The sequence below is a fragment of the Xanthomonas sp. D-109 genome, from assembly GCF_017746095.1.
Taxonomy (GTDB): Bacteria; Pseudomonadota; Gammaproteobacteria; order Xanthomonadales; family Xanthomonadaceae; genus Xanthomonas_A; species Xanthomonas_A sacchari.
In genome coordinates this window covers 1-18,030 of sequence record NZ_JAGHWV010000024.1, presented here as the reverse complement: position 1 = coordinate 18,030, position 18,030 = coordinate 1, and the positions used below count along the sequence as shown (strand labels likewise).

19 protein-coding genes, 2 tRNA genes and 1 other RNA gene are annotated in these 18,030 nt (G+C 70.2%); 15 read left to right on the top strand and 7 right to left on the bottom strand.

Features of this window, described 5'->3' with window-relative positions:
* Window positions 1-198: 198 nt before the first annotated feature.
* Complete coding sequence (locus J7357_RS18445; RefSeq protein ID WP_209248720.1) at window positions 199-2,187, top strand: peptidylprolyl isomerase; 1,989 nt, start codon at window positions 199-201, stop codon at window positions 2,185-2,187.
* Between the two features lie 411 nt (window positions 2,188-2,598).
* Here the strand turns inward: J7357_RS18445 and J7357_RS18440 are convergent, their stop codons facing one another.
* Together J7357_RS18440 and gloB are read right to left on the bottom strand one after the other, a co-directional pair.
* Window positions 2,599-3,834 carry a lytic transglycosylase domain-containing protein gene (locus J7357_RS18440; RefSeq protein ID WP_209248718.1) on the bottom strand — a complete coding sequence of 412 codons (1,236 nt, stop codon included), beginning with the start codon at window positions 3,832-3,834 and terminating at the stop codon, window positions 2,599-2,601.
* Window positions 3,831-4,598: a hydroxyacylglutathione hydrolase gene (gloB, locus tag J7357_RS18435; protein ID WP_209229023.1), complete on the bottom strand. Its 768-nt coding sequence runs from the start codon at window positions 4,596-4,598 to the stop codon at window positions 3,831-3,833. The genes J7357_RS18440 and gloB overlap by 4 nt, the downstream gene beginning before the upstream one ends.
* A 12-nt stretch (window positions 4,599-4,610) precedes the next feature.
* Between gloB and J7357_RS18430 the strand changes: the two genes are divergently transcribed.
* Genes J7357_RS18430 through dnaQ form a run of 3 tightly spaced genes read left to right on the top strand, consistent with a single transcriptional unit; the run spans window position 4,611 to window position 6,508 of the window.
* A complete protein-coding gene (locus J7357_RS18430; RefSeq protein ID WP_209248716.1) occupies window positions 4,611-5,270 on the top strand; it encodes a hypothetical protein in 660 nt (219 codons plus the stop codon).
* Between the two features lie 12 nt (window positions 5,271-5,282).
* Window positions 5,283-5,741 (top strand): ribonuclease HI, encoded by a 459-nt coding sequence (gene rnhA, locus J7357_RS18425; protein WP_010341132.1) that lies wholly within the window; start codon window positions 5,283-5,285, stop codon window positions 5,739-5,741.
* A gap of 29 nt (window positions 5,742-5,770) precedes the next feature.
* Entirely contained in the window at window positions 5,771-6,508 is a 738-nt protein-coding gene (dnaQ, locus tag J7357_RS18420; RefSeq protein ID WP_209248714.1) for a DNA polymerase III subunit epsilon, read from the top strand.
* A 197-nt stretch (window positions 6,509-6,705) separates the two neighbouring features.
* On the opposite strand, the gene J7357_RS18415 is transcribed toward dnaQ, so the two are convergent.
* Complete coding sequence (locus tag J7357_RS18415) at window positions 6,706-7,410, bottom strand: protein phosphatase 2C domain-containing protein (protein ID WP_017907821.1); 705 nt, start codon at window positions 7,408-7,410, stop codon at window positions 6,706-6,708.
* Between the two features lie 208 nt (window positions 7,411-7,618).
* Between J7357_RS18415 and J7357_RS18410 the strand changes: the two genes are divergently transcribed.
* The 3 genes from J7357_RS18410 to J7357_RS18400 all read left to right on the top strand — a co-directional run bounded on the left by J7357_RS18410 (window position 7,619) and on the right by J7357_RS18400 (window position 10,498).
* Window positions 7,619-7,709: transfer RNA gene (locus J7357_RS18410), tRNA-Ser, on the top strand.
* 588 nt (window positions 7,710-8,297) lie between these two features.
* The gene (locus tag J7357_RS18405) at window positions 8,298-9,989 is read left to right on the top strand and encodes a rhamnogalacturonan lyase B N-terminal domain-containing protein (RefSeq protein WP_209248712.1); all 1,692 of its coding nucleotides are present in this window, start codon (window positions 8,298-8,300) and stop codon (window positions 9,987-9,989) included.
* A gap of 104 nt (window positions 9,990-10,093) precedes the next feature.
* Entirely contained in the window at window positions 10,094-10,498 is a 405-nt protein-coding gene (locus J7357_RS18400; RefSeq protein ID WP_209248710.1) for a DUF6165 family protein, read from the top strand.
* A 46-nt stretch (window positions 10,499-10,544) separates the two neighbouring features.
* Here the strand turns inward: J7357_RS18400 and J7357_RS18395 are convergent, their stop codons facing one another.
* Together J7357_RS18395 and J7357_RS18390 are read right to left on the bottom strand one after the other, a co-directional pair.
* The gene (locus tag J7357_RS18395; RefSeq protein ID WP_209248709.1) at window positions 10,545-10,799 is read right to left on the bottom strand and encodes a DUF2798 domain-containing protein; all 255 of its coding nucleotides are present in this window, start codon (window positions 10,797-10,799) and stop codon (window positions 10,545-10,547) included.
* Window positions 10,800-10,999: 200 nt separating this feature from the next.
* A complete protein-coding gene (locus tag J7357_RS18390; protein ID WP_209248769.1) occupies window positions 11,000-12,049 on the bottom strand; it encodes a glycosyltransferase family 9 protein in 1,050 nt (349 codons plus the stop codon).
* Window positions 12,050-12,069: 20 nt separating this feature from the next.
* On the opposite strand from J7357_RS18390, the gene J7357_RS18385 reads away from it, so the two are divergent.
* From J7357_RS18385 to J7357_RS18355, 7 genes are read left to right on the top strand one after another with little or no spacing between them, the layout of a single operon-like run.
* Window positions 12,070-12,819, top strand: coding sequence for a 3-deoxy-D-manno-octulosonic acid kinase (locus J7357_RS18385; RefSeq protein WP_209248707.1), 750 nt, complete (start codon window positions 12,070-12,072; stop codon window positions 12,817-12,819).
* On the top strand, window positions 12,819-13,577 hold the full coding sequence (locus tag J7357_RS18380; RefSeq protein WP_209248705.1) for an MBL fold metallo-hydrolase: 759 nt from the start codon (window positions 12,819-12,821) through the stop codon (window positions 13,575-13,577). Before J7357_RS18385 ends, J7357_RS18380 begins: the two co-directional genes overlap by 1 nt.
* Window positions 13,574-14,608 carry a GTP 3',8-cyclase MoaA gene (gene moaA, locus J7357_RS18375; RefSeq protein WP_209248703.1) on the top strand — a complete coding sequence of 345 codons (1,035 nt, stop codon included), beginning with the start codon at window positions 13,574-13,576 and terminating at the stop codon, window positions 14,606-14,608. Before J7357_RS18380 ends, moaA begins: the two co-directional genes overlap by 4 nt.
* A gap of 3 nt (window positions 14,609-14,611) precedes the next feature.
* Window positions 14,612-14,986, top strand: a complete 375-nt coding sequence (locus J7357_RS18370; protein ID WP_209248701.1) for a DUF4440 domain-containing protein — start codon at window positions 14,612-14,614, stop codon at window positions 14,984-14,986.
* Window positions 14,987-15,017: 31 nt separating this feature from the next.
* Window positions 15,018-15,536, top strand: coding sequence for a cyclic pyranopterin monophosphate synthase MoaC (moaC, locus tag J7357_RS18365; protein WP_209248699.1), 519 nt, complete (start codon window positions 15,018-15,020; stop codon window positions 15,534-15,536).
* The gene (locus tag J7357_RS18360; RefSeq protein WP_209248697.1) at window positions 15,533-15,778 is read left to right on the top strand and encodes a MoaD/ThiS family protein; all 246 of its coding nucleotides are present in this window, start codon (window positions 15,533-15,535) and stop codon (window positions 15,776-15,778) included. Before moaC ends, J7357_RS18360 begins: the two co-directional genes overlap by 4 nt.
* A 3-nt stretch (window positions 15,779-15,781) precedes the next feature.
* Complete coding sequence (locus J7357_RS18355) at window positions 15,782-16,228, top strand: molybdenum cofactor biosynthesis protein MoaE (protein WP_209248695.1); 447 nt, start codon at window positions 15,782-15,784, stop codon at window positions 16,226-16,228.
* A 50-nt stretch (window positions 16,229-16,278) separates the two neighbouring features.
* Here the strand turns inward: J7357_RS18355 and ffs are convergent.
* An RNA gene (gene ffs / locus J7357_RS18350) (signal recognition particle sRNA small type) lies at window positions 16,279-16,375 on the bottom strand.
* 99 nt (window positions 16,376-16,474) lie between these two features.
* Window positions 16,475-16,567 (bottom strand) — tRNA-Ser (locus tag J7357_RS18345).
* A gap of 237 nt (window positions 16,568-16,804) precedes the next feature.
* Between J7357_RS18345 and dnaX the strand changes: the two genes are divergently transcribed.
* Window positions 16,805-18,030, top strand: a 1,226-nt coding sequence (gene dnaX / locus J7357_RS18340) for a DNA polymerase III subunit gamma/tau (protein WP_209248693.1), incomplete at its 3' end; no start/stop codon positions are given.

Sequence of the window (18,030 nt, the reverse complement as noted above, 5' to 3'; positions counted from 1 at the left end):
TTCGAGTCCCGTCCACTCCGCCATTTGTACGCGAAACCCCCGAGCGATCGGGGGTTTCTTTTTTTCCGCAACGCGCTGGTGTTCGCCCCCGATTGCCACCGCGGCGCATGAGCGGCGCGGGTTGCCGGGCCGCCGGTTCTGCCGCAAGGCGTGAAGCGGGTTAAACTGCGCGGCTCGCCAATAGGCCGTCGGTTCCCAATGCTGCAGAAACTTCGCGAAAAGACCTCGGGCTGGATCGCCACCGCGATCATCGGTCTGTTGATGATTCCGTTCCTGTTCGTCATCGACAACAGCTACCTCGGTGGCGTCGGTGCCAACAATGTCGCCAAGGTGCAGGCGCCGCCGTCGTGGTGGTCGTCGGCGCCGTCGTGGTGGCCGGTGTCGCTGCTGTGGCAGCACCACGAAGTGAGCACGGAGCAGTTCCGTACCCGCTTCGAGCAGGCGCGCATCCAGGCGCGCGAGCAGCAGGGCGAGAACTTCGATCCGCGTGCGTTCGAAAGCATCGACAACAAGCGCAAGCTGCTCGATCAATTGATCGACGAGCAGGTGGCGAAGTTGTCGGCCGAGCGCGCCGGCGTGGTCATCGGCGATGCCGCAGTGCGCGATTACATCAGCTCCATGCCTGCGTTCCAGAACGACGGCAAGTTCGATCCGGAGCGCTACCGCCTGGCCCTGGCCTCGGGTACGCCGCCGCGCACGCCGACCATGTTCCAGCAGCTGGTGCGCGATGCGCTGCAGCAGTCGGTGATTCCGTCCGGCATCGCCGAATCGGCGTTCGCCACCAAGCAGGAGACCGATCGCCTGCTGAAGATGCTGGGCGAAACCCGCGACGTGGAGATGGCGCTGTTGCCGGAGATGCCGGCCGACACCGCGCCGGTCAGCGACGCGCAGGTGCAGCAGTGGTACGACTCGCACAAGTCCGACTTCAAGCAGCCGGAAACCGTGACGATCGAGTACGTCGACCTCAACGCGGCCAACCTGCCGCCGGTCAAGCCGGCCGATGAGGCGACGCTGCGCAAGCGCTACGACGACGAGAAGGCGCGCTTCGTCGAGCCCGACCAGCGGCTGGCATCGCACATCCTGATCAGCGCCGGCAAGGACGCGGCCTCGCAGAAGGCGGCCGAGGCCAAGGCCGCCAAGCTGGCGGCCGAAGCCAAGCAGCCCGGCGCCGATTTCGCCGCGCTGGCCCGCGCCAACTCCGACGATCCCGGTTCCAAGAACGCCGGCGGCGATCTGGGCTGGGTGGAGAAGGGCGTGATGGTGAAGCCGTTCGAGGATGCGCTGTTCGCGATGAAGCCCGGCGAGATCGTCGGCCCGATCAAGAGCGAGTTCGGCTATCACGTGATCCAGCTGCGCCAGGTCAAGGGCGGCGAAGGCAAGTCGTTCGAGCAGGTGCGCGACCAACTCGCCAGCGAGCAACTGAAGGCCGACAGCGAGAAGGCCTTCAGCGACCTGAGCGGCAAGCTGGTGGACCTGGTCTACAAGAACCCGACCGCGCTGGCCTCGGCGGCGAAGGAAGTGGGCCTGCCGGTGCAGACGCTGGGGCCGTTCTCGCGCGCAAACGCCAGCGGCATCGCTGCGCAGCCGGCGGTGCTGCGCGCCGCGTTCTCCGACACCCTGGTGCAGGACGGCACGGTCAGCGACCCGATCAACCTGGGGCCGAACCACAGCGTGCTGATCCGCGTGACCCAGCACCAGCCGGAGCAGATCCAGCCGCTGGCCAAGGTGCATGAGCAGGTCGTCGCCGCGGTGCATGCCGATCGCACCGCCAAGGCCGCCGCCGCCAAGGCCGACGCGCTGCTGGCGCGCCTGCGCAAGGGCGAAACGCTGCAGGCCTTGGCTGGCCCGGAGAAGCTGCAGATCAACCCGATGCCCGGGCTGCCGCGCAACGTGCCGATGCCGAGCGCACAGGCCAGCCAGGCGATCTTCAGCGCGCCGCAGCCGGCCGACGGCAAGCCCTCGGTGGGCAAGGTCGAGTTGCCTGCCGCGCCGGGCACGGTGGGCAAGCGCTATGCGCTGTTTGCCGTCACCAAGGTCACGCCGGGCGATCTGAGCAAGGTGCCGGCCGAGCAGCAGACGATGTTCCAGCAGCAGCTGGCGCGCATCGAAGGCGAGGCCGATGCCAAGGCCTACGTCGATGCGATGCGCAAGCACTTCAAGATCAGCGTGCAGGAGTCGCAGCTGTAACAGCGGCGCCGTCGATACGTGCTGTCACGCAACAGGCCCGGCATTGCCGGGCCTGTTGCGTTTCAGAGTGGCATCAACGTGTGCGTCTTGCCGCGCACAGCGTGCGGCAATGTGCGCGCACGCACAGGGCGTGCGCCGGCTGGCAGGTTGGGTGGGCACGAAGGGCGGCAGCGGCCGCCATCGTTCGCTGGGCGCGAGGCGCTGTGCAAGCTGGCTGCGATCGAGGCAAAGCGTCCTGCCCGTCGGGCAGTGCGCGGGCTGCCGCAGGCGCTGGGCGCGGTGAGGCGCCAGGCTCGCAGAGGTTCGCGTCGTGTCAGGCGCCGCTCGGGTCGTGGTCATTCCCGCGACGCGGCTGCATGTCCTCGGGCGTTGCAGCGTGTTCCGGACGTCGTCCCGCCGAAGCGGGAGCGCTCAGTCCTCGTAGCTCAGCACCATGCCTGGACGCAGCACGCTGCGTGCGGACAGGCCGTTCTTCATCAGCAGCGCCTGCACGGTGATGCCGTAGCGCTTGGCGATGTTCCAGGCGGTGTCGCCGTCGCGCACGGTGTGGGTGTGGCGGGAGCGTGCGCCAGCGCGGGTGGCGCGGCTCGGCGCGGGGCTGTCGTCGGCGCTGGCCACGGTGGCGACAACCGGAGCGTCGTCCTGCGTGGGCAGTGCGGTGTCCTGCGTGGGCAGTGCGGTGTCCTGCTGGGCCAGCACCGGGCCGCCCACGCTGCGCGGTGCCAGCACCGGCAGTGCGCGCTTGGCGCCGCGGCCGGTGCCCAGGGCCGGATTCAGCCGGGCGAGCTGGTTGCCCTGCAGCGCCTGGCGCCGTGCCCACTCGTCCAGCGCCATGCCGGCGGGCAGGGTCTGCGCCTGCAGGATCGGCACGTCGCGGTCCAGCGAGGCCATCCATTCGTCGCGGGTCTGCGCCTGTTCCAGCACGCAGGCCAGCGCGTGCAGCTTCTCGACATAGGCATAGGTGACCGAAGACAGCCCGGGCAGCTTGTCCGGCTGCGCGTTCTGCGCGTTCATGCCGGCGCGGCGCATCGACTGCAGCACGCGGTACTCGCCGGCGTTGTAGGCCATGATCGCCAGGCGCCAGTCGCCGCCGAACATGCCGTGCAGGGTCTTCAGGTAGCGCACCGCGGCGCGGGTGGAGTCGACCGCGGACAGGCGGCCGTCGTAGCCGTTTTCCAGCGGAACGTCGTGGTTGCGCGCGGTGCCGGGGATGAACTGCCACAGGCCGGCCGGGCCGCCGCTGTTGCGCGCGGCCGGACGGTAGCCGCTCTCCACGAACGGGATCAGCGCGAACTCGGTCGGCAGGTTGGCCGCGCGCAGTTCGTCGACCACGTAGCCGAACAGCGGCAGCACGTCCTCGTCCTCGTCGGCCAGGCGCGAGGGGGCGCGCGAGAACTGCTGCTGCCAGCGCGCATCGGTGGCACCGGCATCGCAACGCGCGTCGGCCAGGCCGTCGCGGAAGCGGGCGAGGATGTCGTGCCCGTTACGGGTGGTGGGCGGCGGCAGTGCCGCCGCATCCGTCGGCAGACCATTCAGGCCGGCCACGGTCTGCTCGAGTGCGGCCGCAAGCGGGGTCGCGGCCGCCGCGGCGGGCGCCGCCGACGCCATCGCCAGCGTCAGCGCCGCCGTCAACGCCAGCGCCCTCATGCGCGGAAATCGTCTTTCCAGCGCCTCAATTCGGCGAAGACTTCCACTTCGTCGGACACCCCCCGGCCGAGCCGGGCGCCGATCGCCTGCTGGATCGCCGCCGAGGCGGTACGCAGGAACGGATTGGTCGCCAGTTCGCTGGCGAGGGTGACGGGAACGGTGGGTCGGGCAGCGTGACGCATGGCCTGGGCTTCCTGATGGCGCTGCCGCAGGGCAGCGTTGGTGGGATCGACCGTGACGGCGAATGCCGCATTGGCCAAGGTGTATTCGTGTCCGCAGCAGACCAGCGTCTGCCCCGGGAGGGCGGACAGGCGCTGCAGCGAACCCAACATCTGGGAGGGCGTACCTTCGAACATGCGCCCACAGCCCAGGCTGAACAGCGTATCGCCGCTGAACAGGTGACCGTGGCCGACATAGGCCAGGTGCGAGCGGGTGTGGCCGGGGACGGACAGGGTATCGAACTGCCAGTCCAGCACCTTCACGACATCGCCGTCGCCGACCCGCTCGCACGAAAATCCAGCGATCCGCGGGTCGTCCGGCGCGTACACCGGGATGTCCGGCCAGCGTTCGCGCAGCGCCGCCACGCCGCCGATATGGTCGTCGTGGTGGTGGGTGAGCAGGATGGCGGCCGGCTGCAGGCCTTGCGCAGCGGCCTCCAGGACCGGTTCGGCCTGGCCTGGATCGACCAGCAACGCACGCCCGTCATCCGTGGCGATCGCCCAGATGTAGTTATCCTGGAATGCGGGCAGGGCGATCAGTCGCATAGAATTGGCACCATGCCTGCCGTGTCGCTCCCTCGTCAAGCCAACGTCTCATCCTGGTTTGATACGGCCGGGGCGCAGGCGTTGCTCCAGGCCGAGCAGCCGCTGATCCTCGATGCCCTGCTCAAGCGCCCCGCGCAGCCCTGGCTGTGGCTGGCGCCGGTGCCGCTGCCGCCTCCCGGGCGCGAGCTGCCGGGGCGGGGCGTGCGCCTGCACCGCAGCGCCCGCGGCTATGCCGGCGACCTGGTGTGCACGCTGCCGCTGCCGCTGCCGTCGGAGAGCGTGAACGCCATCGTCCTGCAGCACGTGCTCGCCGCCGACGCGGCGGAACTGCTGGAGGAATGCGAGCGCATCCTGATGCCGGGCGGCCGCGTGTGGCTGTTCGCGCTCAACGCGATGAGCCCGTACAGGCTGCGCTGGCGCCGCCAGGGCCTGGTGGCGCGCCCGCCGGGCAGTTGGCGCGGCCTGCTGGAACAGGTCGGCCTGCCGTGCGTGGAGCAGTTGCGCTATCTCGGGCCGGTGTGGCCGACCCGCGGCGGCGTCGGCCCGGCCACCTCCACCGCGCCGCTGCGCGCGGTCTGCATGCTGCAGGCGGAAAAACGCACCGCCGCCGGCATCGGTCCCATTCCGCTGCGCGCGCCGGTCCGCTGGCGCGGCTCGGTCGCTTCGATCTGAACACGGAGTTTCATGAAGACTGTCGACATCCATACCGATGGCGCCTGCCTCGGCAATCCCGGCCCCGGCGGCTGGGCCGCGCTGCTGCGCTACAAGGGGCTGGAGCGCGAGGTGGCCGGCGCCGAGGCGCACACCACCAACAACCGCATGGAACTGATGGCCGCGATCATGGCCCTGGAGACGCTCAACGAGCCCTGCCAGATCGTGCTGCACACCGACTCGCAGTACGTGCGCCAGGGCATCACCGAATGGATGCCGGGCTGGGTGCGGCGGCAGTGGAAGACCGCTGGCGGCGATCCGGTCAAGAACCGTGATCTGTGGGAGCGGCTGCACGCCGCGGCGCAGCGGCATACGATCGACTGGCGCTGGGTCAAGGGCCACAACGGCGATCCGGACAACGAGCGGGTCGACCAGCTGGCGCGCAACCAGGCCCTGCACGTGCGCGCCGGTGGCGCCGTGGTCGCGCCTTGATCCCGTCTCCCTTTTCCGCTGCGAGTCCCATGCGTCAGATCATCCTCGATACCGAAACCACTGGCCTGGAATGGAAGAAGGGCAACCGCGTCGTCGAAATCGGCGCGGTGGAACTGCTCGAACGCCGCCCCAGCGGGCGCAACTTCCATCGCTACCTGCGCCCCGACTGCGATTTCGAACCCGGCGCGCAGGAAGTCACCGGCCTGACCCTGGATTTTCTTGCCGACAAGCCGGAATTCCACGAGGTGGTCGACGAATTCCTGGAGTTCATCGACGGCGCCGAGCTGATCATCCACAACGCCTCGTTCGACCTGGGCTTTCTGGATTACGAACTGTCGCGGCTGGGCGAGTCCTACGGCCGCATCCTCGACCGCGCCACGGTGATCGACACCTTGCTGCTGGCGCGCGAGCGCTTCCCCGGCCAGCGCAATTCGCTGGACGCGCTGTGCAAGCGGCTGGGCGTGGACAACTCGCACCGGCAACTGCACGGCGCGCTGCTCGATGCGCAGATCCTCAGCGACGTCTACATCGCACTGACCTCCGGCCAGGAGGAGATCGGCTTCGCCCTGGCCGAGGACGGCGCCGGGCGTGCGGCGGCGCAGGGGCCGGCGTTCGACATGACCATGCTGCTGCCGCGGCCGCGGGTGTTGCCGACCGCCTCGGAGCTGGAAGCGCACCAGTCGCGGCTGGAGAAGCTGCGCAAGAAGGCCGGCCGCGCGCTGTGGGACGAGGCCGAGCCGGTCGTGGCGGACGCGGTGGCCGGCTGAAGGGTGCCTCCAATAACCACCGGACGTATCTTGTAGGAGCGGCTTCAGCCGCGATGGGGCGTTCCCGGGAAGGCTCCATCGCGGCTGAAGCCGCTCCTACAGGGTAGCCTGGCCGGCTTGAGCGTGAAGAATGCAAGTGCCCAGCAGTGCCCTGAAGTCGTTTGCGCGACCGGAGCCGCCGCCGCGCCGCACCGAATTCAGTGACAGCGCACCAGGATTGCAGTGATGTTGTCCGAGCCGCCTTCGTCGAGTGCGGCAGCGACCAGCATGTCCACGCACTCCTGCGCGCTGCAGTCGTCGTGGCCCAGCGCGTTGGCCAGGCCGGCATCGTCCACTTCCTCGGTGAGCCCGTCGCTGCACAGCAGCAGGCGCATGCCCGGGCGCAGTTCGCCGGTCATCGTGGCCACGTTGAGGTGCTGCGGATCGGTGACGCCCAGCGCCTGGGTGACCACGTTGCGGTGCGGATGCGCGCGGGCCTGCTCGGCGGTGAGCGCGCCTTGCGCGATCAGTTCCTGCACGTAGCTGTGGTCCTGGCTGAGCTGGGCCAGCTTGCCGTCGCGCCACAGATAGGCGCGGCTGTCGCCGACCCAGGCGACCTCGAAGCGGTTGCCCTGCACCCGCGCGGCCACCACTGTGGTGCCCATCGGCAGGGTGTCGTTGCGGCGCTGCGAGGCGCGGATGATTTCCTCGTCGGCGATGCGGATGGCCTGCGCCAGCGCGGTGCCGCCGCGCACTTCACGGACGATGGCCTCGCGCGCCAGGGCGCTGGCGACCTCGCCGCAGGCGTGGCCGCCCATGCCGTCGGCCACCAGCCACAGCCCCAACTCGTGGTCGCCGTAGTAGGTGTCCTCGTTGAGGTCGCGGCGCAGGCCGACGTGGGTGAGGTGTCCGAATTCGATCATTGCGCGCCTGCGGCCGGCCGGTGTTTTCTGGGGTCGACGGGCATCATCGCGGTCGCGCGCGGATCAGGCAATCGCCGCGCGCGGCGCCAAGCAGGCGGGGTTCATCGCCCCGCGCCGCCGGGGGCTTGCGGGGCCTCCGCGCCGGGCCGCTTGTCCGCGCGCGGCGGGAACCGTATGATGCACGCCCCCGGTCCGCCGGGGACCACCCGGGAAGGTGGCAGAGTGGTTGAATGTACCTGACTCGAAATCAGGCAGGCGTTTATAGCGCCTCGGGGGTTCGAATCCCCCCCTTCCCGCCAGTTCTCGCGTCTCGCGCTTCCGCGAGGCCGCGTCTCCAGGGCATGTCCCTGCTCCGCGCCGGGCCGGCAAACGCCGCTGGCGATGCCATCCGCGCTTGGCGGTAGCCCCGATCAACCCCCGTGTCCCCGCGCCGCGATGATGCCTCAACGGTTCGTGCGCGGCGGTAAGCCAGCATGCTGTGCATCGGGCCGCCCTGTCGCAGGGCAATCACCACAGCCTCTGGGCGTGGCGTGCCCCCGTTGCGTTCGCCGCTTGGACCGATCCTGCCTCGCCACGGGTGATGCGGCCGCCTGGCTCGCCGATGCGGTGCGTCGTCGAGCCTGGATGCCGTCGCGTGCAGGCGCTCCCACCCTGCGTCGGACAAGCCGGTTCTCCCGGTTCATCCATCGTCCAGCGGCCGTGTTCGCATGCTGTCGCCCCCTGGTTTCGGCATTGGCGCAATGGACAGTCGAGTTGGCTTCGAGCGTGCGGATCGACATGCCGACGCGCGTCCCTGCGTCACCTGGGCGTTGCAGCGCGCACAGGCGATGAAAACGGCGAGTGCAGCTGGGCGCCCAGGATCGCGTCGGTGTTCCGCCGTCATCACGATGTGCATCCTGCTGTTTGCCGCGGTCGGTGCCACGGCCCAGCGCGGCGCTGCGGCGCCGCTGCCGCACTCCCCGGCGTCCGTGCGCGCGGCAGGGTTCGGGCTCAGCGAACGCCCGGATGCCTATGTCGTCGACACCGGTGCGGGGCTGACCTTTGCCGTGCGGCGCATCGCCGGCCGCAGTGGATTGCAGAGCGCGGGCGGCCTGTGTTCGCTGCGCTGGCATGGCGTCGAGTACCAGGATCCGGCCAAGGACAGCCACGTCAACTCGGGTTTCGCCGGCCTCTACGCGGATGCCGGGCCGGTCGCCGTCGAGGCGCGACAGCTCGATGCCGACACGATCCGGGTGACGGTGCGCTCGGGCGATCTGGTCCACTATTACCTGGCCCGGCGCGGCGAGCCGCGCATCTACATGGCCGACCGCTTCGGCAGCGAACCGAAGCCCGGGCTGCTGCGCTTCGTCGTGCGCGTGCCCTGGGCGCTGCTCCCGCATGGTCCCGAACCCGCAGACCTGCACGGGACCGACCGGACCATCGAGGCGCACGATGTGTTCGCCCGCCCGGACGGGCAGACCCGCTCGAAACACTATTCCAACATGCGGCTGCTCGACTGGCGCTACTTCGGCGCGACCGGTGCGCATGTCGGGATGTGGATGGTGCGCGACGACAACGAGGGCGGCTCCGGCGGCCCGTTCTACCGCAGTCTGCTGGACCAGGGCACCGTCGACCAGGAACTGACCTACATCGTCAATTACGGCGAAGGCCAGACCGAGCCGTTCCGCACCGGCGTCCTCGATGCCTATACGCTGGTCTTCACCGATGGCGCACCGCCGGGGCCGGTCGATACCGGCTGGTTCGCCGGTGCGGGCCTGGACGGTTACGTGCCGCCGGCGGCGCGCGGCGCGGTGGCCGGTACGGCACGCGGCCTCGATCCCGCCTTTGCCTACACGGTGGGTTTCGCCTCGGCGCAGGCGCAGTACTGGACCGGCGTCGGCGCGGACGGGCGTTTCGAACGCAGCGGCATGCTGCCGGGCGTCTACCGGGTGACGCTCTACAAGAACGAACTGGCCGTCGCGCAGGGCGAGGCCACCGTGGCGGCAGGCCGTGCCGTGGCCACCGGGACGCTGCGCGCCGACGATCCGGACGCCGTGCCGGCGTTGTGGCGGATCGGGCGCTGGGACGGCTCGCCGCGCGAGTTCTTGAATGGCGACAAGGTGACGACCATGCACCCGTCGGACGTGCGCATGGCGAACTGGCGGACCGCGCCGTTCACGGTCGGTGCGTCGTCAGCGGCGCAGGACTTTCCTGCGTATCAATGGCAGGACGTGAACGACGCGCTGCACGTGCGCTTCGTGCTCGCGCGCCTGCCGGCGGCGCCGCCGACGTTGCGCATCGGCATCACCACCGCCGCTTTCCATGGGCGCCCGGTGCCCGCGATCGGCGGGTGGCAGGCGGCGGTTCCCACGGCGTCGCAGCAACCGACCTCGCGCACGCTGACGGTCGGAACCTATCGCGGCAACAACACCGTCTATCGCTTCGTCATCCCGTTGTCCGCGTTGAAGGTCGGGAGCAACGACCTGACGTTGAGCGTCGCCAGCGGTCAGCACGGGCAGGGTTTCCTCAGTCCGGGCGTTTCGTACGATGCGATCGATCTGATCCAGGACGTGCCGGCGGGCGTCGCGGCGGCGCGCTGACGTCCGTGCTCCGCTCCAGGCGGGCGCGCCGCCGCGACGCAGCGCCGACGCCGTCTTAAGGCAGAGCCGTTACACTGGCGCGACTTCTGTTTTTGGTATCTGCCATGTCCGAAATCCTGGTGCCCGTGTCCTTCGGCGAACTGCTCGACAAGATCGCCATCCTGCAGATCAAGTCCGAGCGCATCGAGGATCCGGGCAAGCTGGCCAACGTGCGCGCGGAACTGTCGGCGCTGGAAAAGACCTGGATGGCGCATCCGGCCGCCGGTGGCGACGTGGCGCGCCTGCGCGTGGAGCTGAAGGCGGTCAACGAGCGCCTGTGGGTGATCGAGGACGAGATCCGGATCAAGGAGAAGGCGCAGGCCTTCGACGAGGAGTTCATCAAGCTGGCGCGCAGCGTGTACTACGAAAACGACGAACGCGCGCGGCTCAAGAAGGACATCAACCTGGCCCTGGGCTCCAGCTACGTGGAAGAGAAGTCCTACCAGGACTACCGCAACGCCTCGGCGTGAGGGCGTTGACCGGGAGGCGTTGCCGCCTCCCGGAACGCCGCGCTTCTCAGTCGCGTGCCACCAACAGGCCGGTCAGGCGCCGCACCAGCGGCAGGACCAGTAGCAGGGTGGGGAAGGCGACCAGCCAGGACAGCGCCCAGGCGCCGAGCCAGAGCGTGCCGACACCGGGCGCGAGCCCGACGCTGCGCAGGGTGCTGATCATCGAGACGATGCAGGTCATCAGCACCGACAGCAGCAGCGGGGTCACCCAGGCGGCGTGGCGCGGGGACAGCTTGCGGGAAAACAGCGGAAAACGTGACATTGCGGACTCTCCGTAAGCCGGTCGATCGAAGGCGCCACCCGCCAGCGGCCTGCCAGGCCCGGGCGGGAAACAGCCCCGGACGGATCCGGCGCAGTTGGCGCGTTGATTGACGTAAACGCTTACGGCGGCTCCTGCAGGCCGGGTCGGCGGCAGGACGCGCGGCGGATGGTAGAGCGATGCCAGCGCCGCCGCAACCGGCCTCAGTGGCCGTGGTCGGCGCGGTAGCGCTCGAACGCGGCGATCGCATCGTCCACGCCGATCAGTTCCATCACGCCGTCGAATTCGATCTTGCTGCCCCACTTCAACTGCGCGGCCGGCTTGCCCAGGTATTTGCGCGCAGCCGCGTCGTACTTGTCCACGCAGTAGCGGATATCCGAATACGGGCCGCTGCGGCGCGGGTTGCTGGCCGCGTGCAGGCCCAGCACCTTGGTGCCCATGGCGTTGGCGATGTGCATGGGGCCGGAGTCGGGTGTCATCACCAGTGCGGCGCGCTGCAGCAGCGCCGGCAGTTGCTTGAGCGTGTCGCGGCCGACCAGGTCGAGCACTGGCATGCGCGCCGCGGCGACGATGGCGTCGGCGGTGCTGCGTTCCAGCGCACTGCGGCCGCCGCACAGCACCACCCGCCAGCCCTGCGCGGCGGCATGGTCGGCCACCGCGGCGTAGCGCTCGGCATACCAGTTGCGACGCTGGTGGCTGGAGCAGGGCGAGATCAGCAGCGCCGGCCGGCCGTCCTCGGGCCATTGCGCACGCGCCCAGGCGTGGGCGTCCTCGGGCACCGGCAGGTCCCAGCGCACCTCGGTCTGGCGCAGCCCCAGCGGCTCGCAGAAGCTGCCGATCGCCTCCAGCACGTGGATGCCGGGGCGGTCGGGGATGCGTTCGTTGACGAACAGGCCGTGCAGGTCCTTGGAGCGGCTGCGGTCGTAGCCGATGCGCCGGCGCGCCGGCACGAACGCCGACAGCACGTTGGCGCGCAGCGCCACCTGCATCTGCAGCAGCGCATCGAAGCCGTGTGCCGGCAGCGCACGGCGCAAGGCGCGCATGCCGGCCAGGCCGCTGCGCTTGTCGTAGGAGTGGAACACTACGCCCGGCAGGCCGTCCAGCAGCTTGTGCCCGGCCTTGTCGATGATCCAGTGCAGCGCCGGTGCCTGCGGCCAGGCGCGCTGCAGCGTCCGCACCAGCGGCACCACGTGGGTCACGTCCCCCAGCGCCGACAGGCGCAACAGGCACAACGAAGGGAGCGTTGCCGGCATGGTGTTGTTAGACTCGCTGGATGGTTGCATTCGACGCCACCGAAGCGCTGACGCCGTACCGCGAGGGCCGCGGCTACGGGGCCATTCTGTTCGACCGCGAACGACTGCGGCAAGCCGAACCGACGCTGTTCTCCGCCGCCGCCTGGGGCGAACGTGCGCGCCCGGTGGATGCCGGCGGCCGCGGCGGCGCCTGGTTCGTCGATGCGCCGTTCGGCAGTTGCGTGCTGCGCCAGTACCGCCGCGGTGGGCTGGTCGCCAAGCTGGTCCGCGACCGCTACCTGTGGACCGGCGCCGACCGCACCCGCAGCTTCGCCGAATTCCGGCTGATGCGCGCGCTGATCGCGCGCAAGCTGCCGGTGCCGCGGCCGCTGGCGGCCTGTTATCTGCGCCAGGGGCTGCGTTACCGCGCGGCGATCCTGATGGAGCGGCTGGAGGGCGTGCGCTCGCTGGCCGAGCGCGCGCATCTGGCCGGCCGCGGCGCGCCGTGGGAGGAAGCGGGGCGGCTGATCGCGCGCTTCCATCGTGCCGGCCTCGACCACGCCGATCTCAATGCGCAGAACATCCTGTTTGACGGCAACGGCCGCGGCTGGCTGATCGATTTCGATCGTGGCGTGCTGCGCATTCCCGCCACCCGCTGGCGCGAACGCAACCTCAAGCGGTTGCGCCGCTCGCTGCTGAAGCTGCGCGGCGAGCGCAGCGTCGATGCGGTGGAGAAGGACTACGCGCGCCTGCGCCGCGCCTACGACCTGGCCTGGGAGCGCGGATACTGATGACGGACTGGGCGCTGCGCTTCCAGGGCGTGGGCAATGCCTCGGCGGTGGCGCTGGGCTCGCCGATGGCCACCATCGAGTGCGATGGCCGGCCGTGGCTGACCATCGACTGCGGCGGCGAGGGGCTGACCGCCTACCAGGCGCACTACCGCGCGATGCCGCAGGCGCTGTTCGTCACCCACGTGCACCTGGATCACGTCGCCGGCTTCGAGCGGCTGTTCGTGGACAGCTATTTCTCCGCGCGCCGCGGCAAGGTGCGCCTGTACGTGCCGGCCACGGTGGTGCCGCTGCTGCACCGCCGCGTGGCCGACTATCCGAACGTGCTGGCCGAGGGCGGCGCCAACTTCTGGGACGCGTTCCAGCTGATCGCGGTGGGCGATGCGTTCTGGCACGAGGGCGTGCGCCTGGAGGTGTTCCCGGTGCGTCACCACTGGCCGGAGACTGCTTACGGCCTGCGCCTGCAGGGCGCGCTGGTGTGGAGCGGAGATACCCGGCCGATCCCGGAAATGCTGAACCGGTATGCCGGCGACGGCGAACTGGTGGCCCACGACTGCGGTCTTCACGGCAACCCGTCGCATACTGGGGTCGACGACCTGGAGCGGGAATACCCCGCCGAGCTGCTGCAACGGACCATGCTTTACCACTACGCCAGCGACGACGATGCCGAGGCCCTGCGCGTGCGCGGCCACCGCGTGGCGCGGCCGGGCGAGCGCGTGGCGCTGTCCGCGCCGCGCGCGCCGCAGGTACCGGCGGGATGAACGCGCTGCCGCGCCCGCCGTTCGCGTCGGCGACGCCGGCGGACCGGCGCGGGCGGCCGTTGCGCGACCTGCGCCTGTCGGTGATCGAGGCCTGCAACTTCCGCTGCGGCTACTGCATGCCGGCCGACAAGGTGCCGGACGATTACGGCTTCGACGCCGCATCGCGGCTGTCGTTCGCGCAATTGGAGACCCTGGCCCGCGCCTTCGTCCGCAACGGCGTCACCAAGCTGCGCCTGACCGGCGGCGAACCGCTGCTGCGCCGCGATCTGCCCGAGCTGGTGCGGCGGCTGGCGCGCATCCCCGGCGTGGACGATCTGGCCATGACCACCAACGGCGCGCTGCTGGCGCGGCACGCGCAGGCCTTGCGCGAGGCCGGCCTGCGCCGGGTCACGGTCAGCCTGGATGCGATCGAGCCGGCGGTGTTCCGGAAGTTGTCCGGCGACCGCGGCGAGATCGCGCAGGTGCTGGAGGGCATCGACGCGGCGGTCGCGGCGGGACTGGGGCCGGTCAAGCTCAACTGCGTGGTCCAGCGCGGCATCAACGACGACCAGGTGCTGCCGTTGCTGGCGCATTTCCGCGGCAGCGGCCACGTGCTGCGCTTCATCGAATACATGGACGTGGGCACCTGCAACGCCTGGCGTCGCGAACGGGTGGTGCCGGCTGCCGAGCTGCGCGACCGCATCGCCGCGCGCTGGCCGCTGCAGGCGCTGGCGCCGCACTATTCCGGCGAGGTCGCCGCGCGCTATGCGTTCGCCGACGGCGGCGGCGAGATCGGCTTCGTGACTTCGGTCAGCGCGCCGTTCTGCGGCGACTGCCACCGCGCCCGCGTTTCCGCCGATGGCCATCTCTACACCTGCCTGTTCGCGGGCGAGGGCACCGACCTGCGGCCGGCGCTGGCCGGCGGCGAGGAGGCGCTGGCCGAGCGCGTGCGCGCGCTGTGGGAGCACCGCGACGATCGCTACAGCGAACTGCGCGGCGCGGCGTCGGCCACGCGCGGCAAGCACGTCGAAATGTTCCTGATCGGCGGTTGAGCGATGGACGCCGCAGTGCAAGACGCGCTGGTCGCGCTGGAGCTGGAATTGCTGGAGCCGGCGGTACGCGCTTCGGCCGAGCGCGTGGCCGAACTGCTCGACGACGCCTTCGTCGAGTTCGGCGCCTCCGGCCGCTGTTTCGACAAGGCGGTGGTGCTGCAGGCGTTGCAGGCCGAGTCGGGCGCATTTTGCTACCGCACCTTCGACATCGACGCGCAACTGCTGGCCCCGGACCTGGCGCACCTGCGCTATCGCAGTGAGCGCAGCGGCGGTGGCGAACCGCCGCGACAGGCGCTGCGCAGTTCGCTTTGGCAGTATCGCGACGGCCGATGGCGCATGCTGTTCCACCAGGGCACGCCGATCCCCGGCGGCGCTTGAAGATCGCGCCGTGGGAGCGGCAGCGCAGTCCATGACCAAGAAGACCTCCGCTACGTCCGTGCGCGCAGCCGCGCCGGCGCTGACCCACCTGGACCCGCAGGGGCTGCCGACGATGGTCGACGTCTCCGCCAAGACCGCCACCGCGCGCGTGGCAGTCGCCGAGGCGCAGGTGCGCTTTCCCGCGGCCGTGGCCGCGCAATTGCGCGCCGATGCGTTGCGCAGCGCCAAGGGCGGCATCGTCGACACCGCGGTGATCGCTGGCACGATGGCGGTCAAGCGCACCCACGAACTGATTCCGTTCTGCCATCCGCTGCCGATCGACGGCTGCCGCTTCGCCATCGACTGGCGCTCGCCGCAGGTGCTGGGCATCGAATGCACGGTGCGCACCGTGCACCGCACCGGCGTGGAGATGGAGGCGCTGACCGGCGCCAGCGTCGCCGCACTGACCGTCTACGACATGTGCAAGGCGCTGACCCACGCGATGACCATCGGCCCGGTGCGGCTGGTCGGCAAGCGTGGCGGCAAGCGCGACGTCGGGAGCGTAGCATGAGCGCAGAAGTGATCGTGCTGTACTTCGCCAGCCTGCGCGAGGCCGCGGGCCTGGAGCGCGAACAGGTGCGCACCGATGCGCCCGACCTGCGCGCGTTGTATGCCGAACTCGATGCCCGCCATGGCCTGCGCTGGCCGCTGGATCGGTTGCGGGTGGCCGTGGACGGCGCCTTCGTCGGCTGGGACGAGGTGGTGCGCGACGGCAGCGAAGTGGTGTTCATCCCGCCGGTCTCGGGAGGCTGAGCCATGTCCACCGAACCGCGTTTCCGGCTGGCCGACCACCCGCTCGACATCGCCACACTGCGCGCCCCGCTGGCGCACGCCCAGGCCGGCGCCTACGCCAGCTTCGAAGGCTGGGTACGCGACCACAACGACGGCCGCGCGGTCGATGGCCTGCACTACGAGGCCTATGCCGCGCTGGCCGAGGCCGAGGGCCAACGCATCGTCGACGAGGCCCTGGCCCGTTTCGCCATCCTCGACCTGCGTTGCGTGCACCGCGTCGGCGAACTGGCGATCGGCGACCTGGCGGTGTGGGTGGGCGTGGTCGCTGCGCATCGCGGTGCCGCGTTCGACGCCTGCCGCTACGTCATCGACGAGGTCAAGGCGCGCGTGCCGATCTGGAAGCGCGAACGCTACCGCGACGGCGATGCGGGTTGGCTGCATCCGGAGGCGCAGGCGACGTCGCGCGGATAGCGGCGCGCGCGATCATCCGTCGATCGCTGATGTCCTAAGGGAGGGGGGTAACCCCGCCGGCTGACCTCGGCGCCCGCGTCGATCGATACCGTTGCTGCCTTCCGGCCCTGGCGGGGTTTTCGACCTAGCGTCGCGAGGGGCCGACGGGGCCACCATAGAGACGAAACCGCGCCAGTGGCGCGGTCTTTCCCTTTGAGTTCTTGCGCCAGTGGCGAAGCAACTCTGCGAGGGAAACGCATTCGAATCTGGCGGAGAGAGGGGGATTCGAACCCCCGAAGCGCGGTTTAGACGCTTACACACTTTCCAGGCGTGCTCCTTCAACCACTCGGACACCTCTCCGGGTCTTGCGCGGGCCATGCGGTCCGGGCAAGGGCGGGAATTCTAGCCGTCATGGCCGCCGTTCACAAGGCGAGCCGCCGCGGCCGCGCTGACCGGCGTCACCTTTGCCCCTGTTCATCGTCACAGGCGGCCCTGCGCCGGAGGCGGCGCGCGTCGGGACGGCGGCTGAGCGGGCGACTGAACGATCGCGGTGGCCCGGCGTGGCACAATGGCGGTTCAGATGAAGACGGTCGCCTGATGTCCTATCTCGTTCTCGCCCGCAAGTGGCGCCCCAAGCGTTTCGCCGAGCTGGTGGGGCAGGAGCATGTGGTCCGCGCGCTCACCAACGCGCTGGACAGCGGCCGGGTGCACCACGCCTTCCTGTTCACCGGCACCCGCGGCGTCGGCAAGACCACCATCGCGCGCATCTTCGCCAAGTCGCTGAACTGCGAGCAGGGCACCAGCGCCGACCCGTGCGGCCAGTGCGCGGCCTGCCTGGACATCGACGCCGGCCGCTACATCGACCTGCTGGAGATCGACGCCGCGTCCAACACCGGCGTGGACGACGTGCGCGAGGTGATCGAGAACGCGCAGTACATGCCCTCGCGCGGCAAGTTCAAGGTCTACCTGATCGACGAAGTGCACATGCTCTCCAAGGCGGCGTTCAACGCGCTGCTGAAGACCCTGGAAGAGCCGCCGGAGCACGTGAAGTTCCTGCTCGCCACCACCGACCCGCAGAAGCTGCCGGTGACGGTGCTGTCGCGCTGCCTGCAGTTCAACCTCAAGCGTCTGGACGAGGAGCAGATCCAGGGGCAGATGACCAAGATCCTGGCCGCCGAGCAGATCGAGGTGGATGCCTCGGCGATCGTGCAGTTGGCCAAGGCCGCTGACGGCAGCCTGCGCGATGGCCTGTCGCTGCTTGACCAGGCCATCGCCTACGCCGGCGGCGCGCTACGCGACGAGGTGGTGCGGGCGATGCTGGGCACGGTCGACCGCACCCAGGTCGGGGCGATGCTCGATGCGCTGGCCGATGCCGATGGGCAGCGGCTGCTGCAGGTGGTGGCCGGGCTGGCCGAATTCTCGCCCGACTGGGGCGGGGTGCTGGAGGCGCTGGCCGAGGCCCTGCACCGCATCCAGGTGCGGCAACTGGTGCCGGGCGCGGCCACGCCCGCGCTGGATGGCCTGGACCCGGCGCCGCTGGCCGAGCGCCTGCGTCCGGAGATCGTGCAACTGTGGTACCAGATGGCGCTGAACGGGCGCCGCGACCTGTACCTGGCGCCGAGCCCGCGCGCCGGGTTCGAGATGGCGCTGCTGCGCATGCTGGCGTTCCGTCCGATGGGCGCCGCGGCGCTGCCGGCCGGCACCGCGACCGGCGCGGCGGCGCAAGGACACGGCACTGCGCCGGCCGCTGCAGCCAGTGCGCCTGCTGCGGCGACGGCGGCACCGGCGGCGGCGGTGGCTGCCGCTGCCCCGGCGACGCCTGC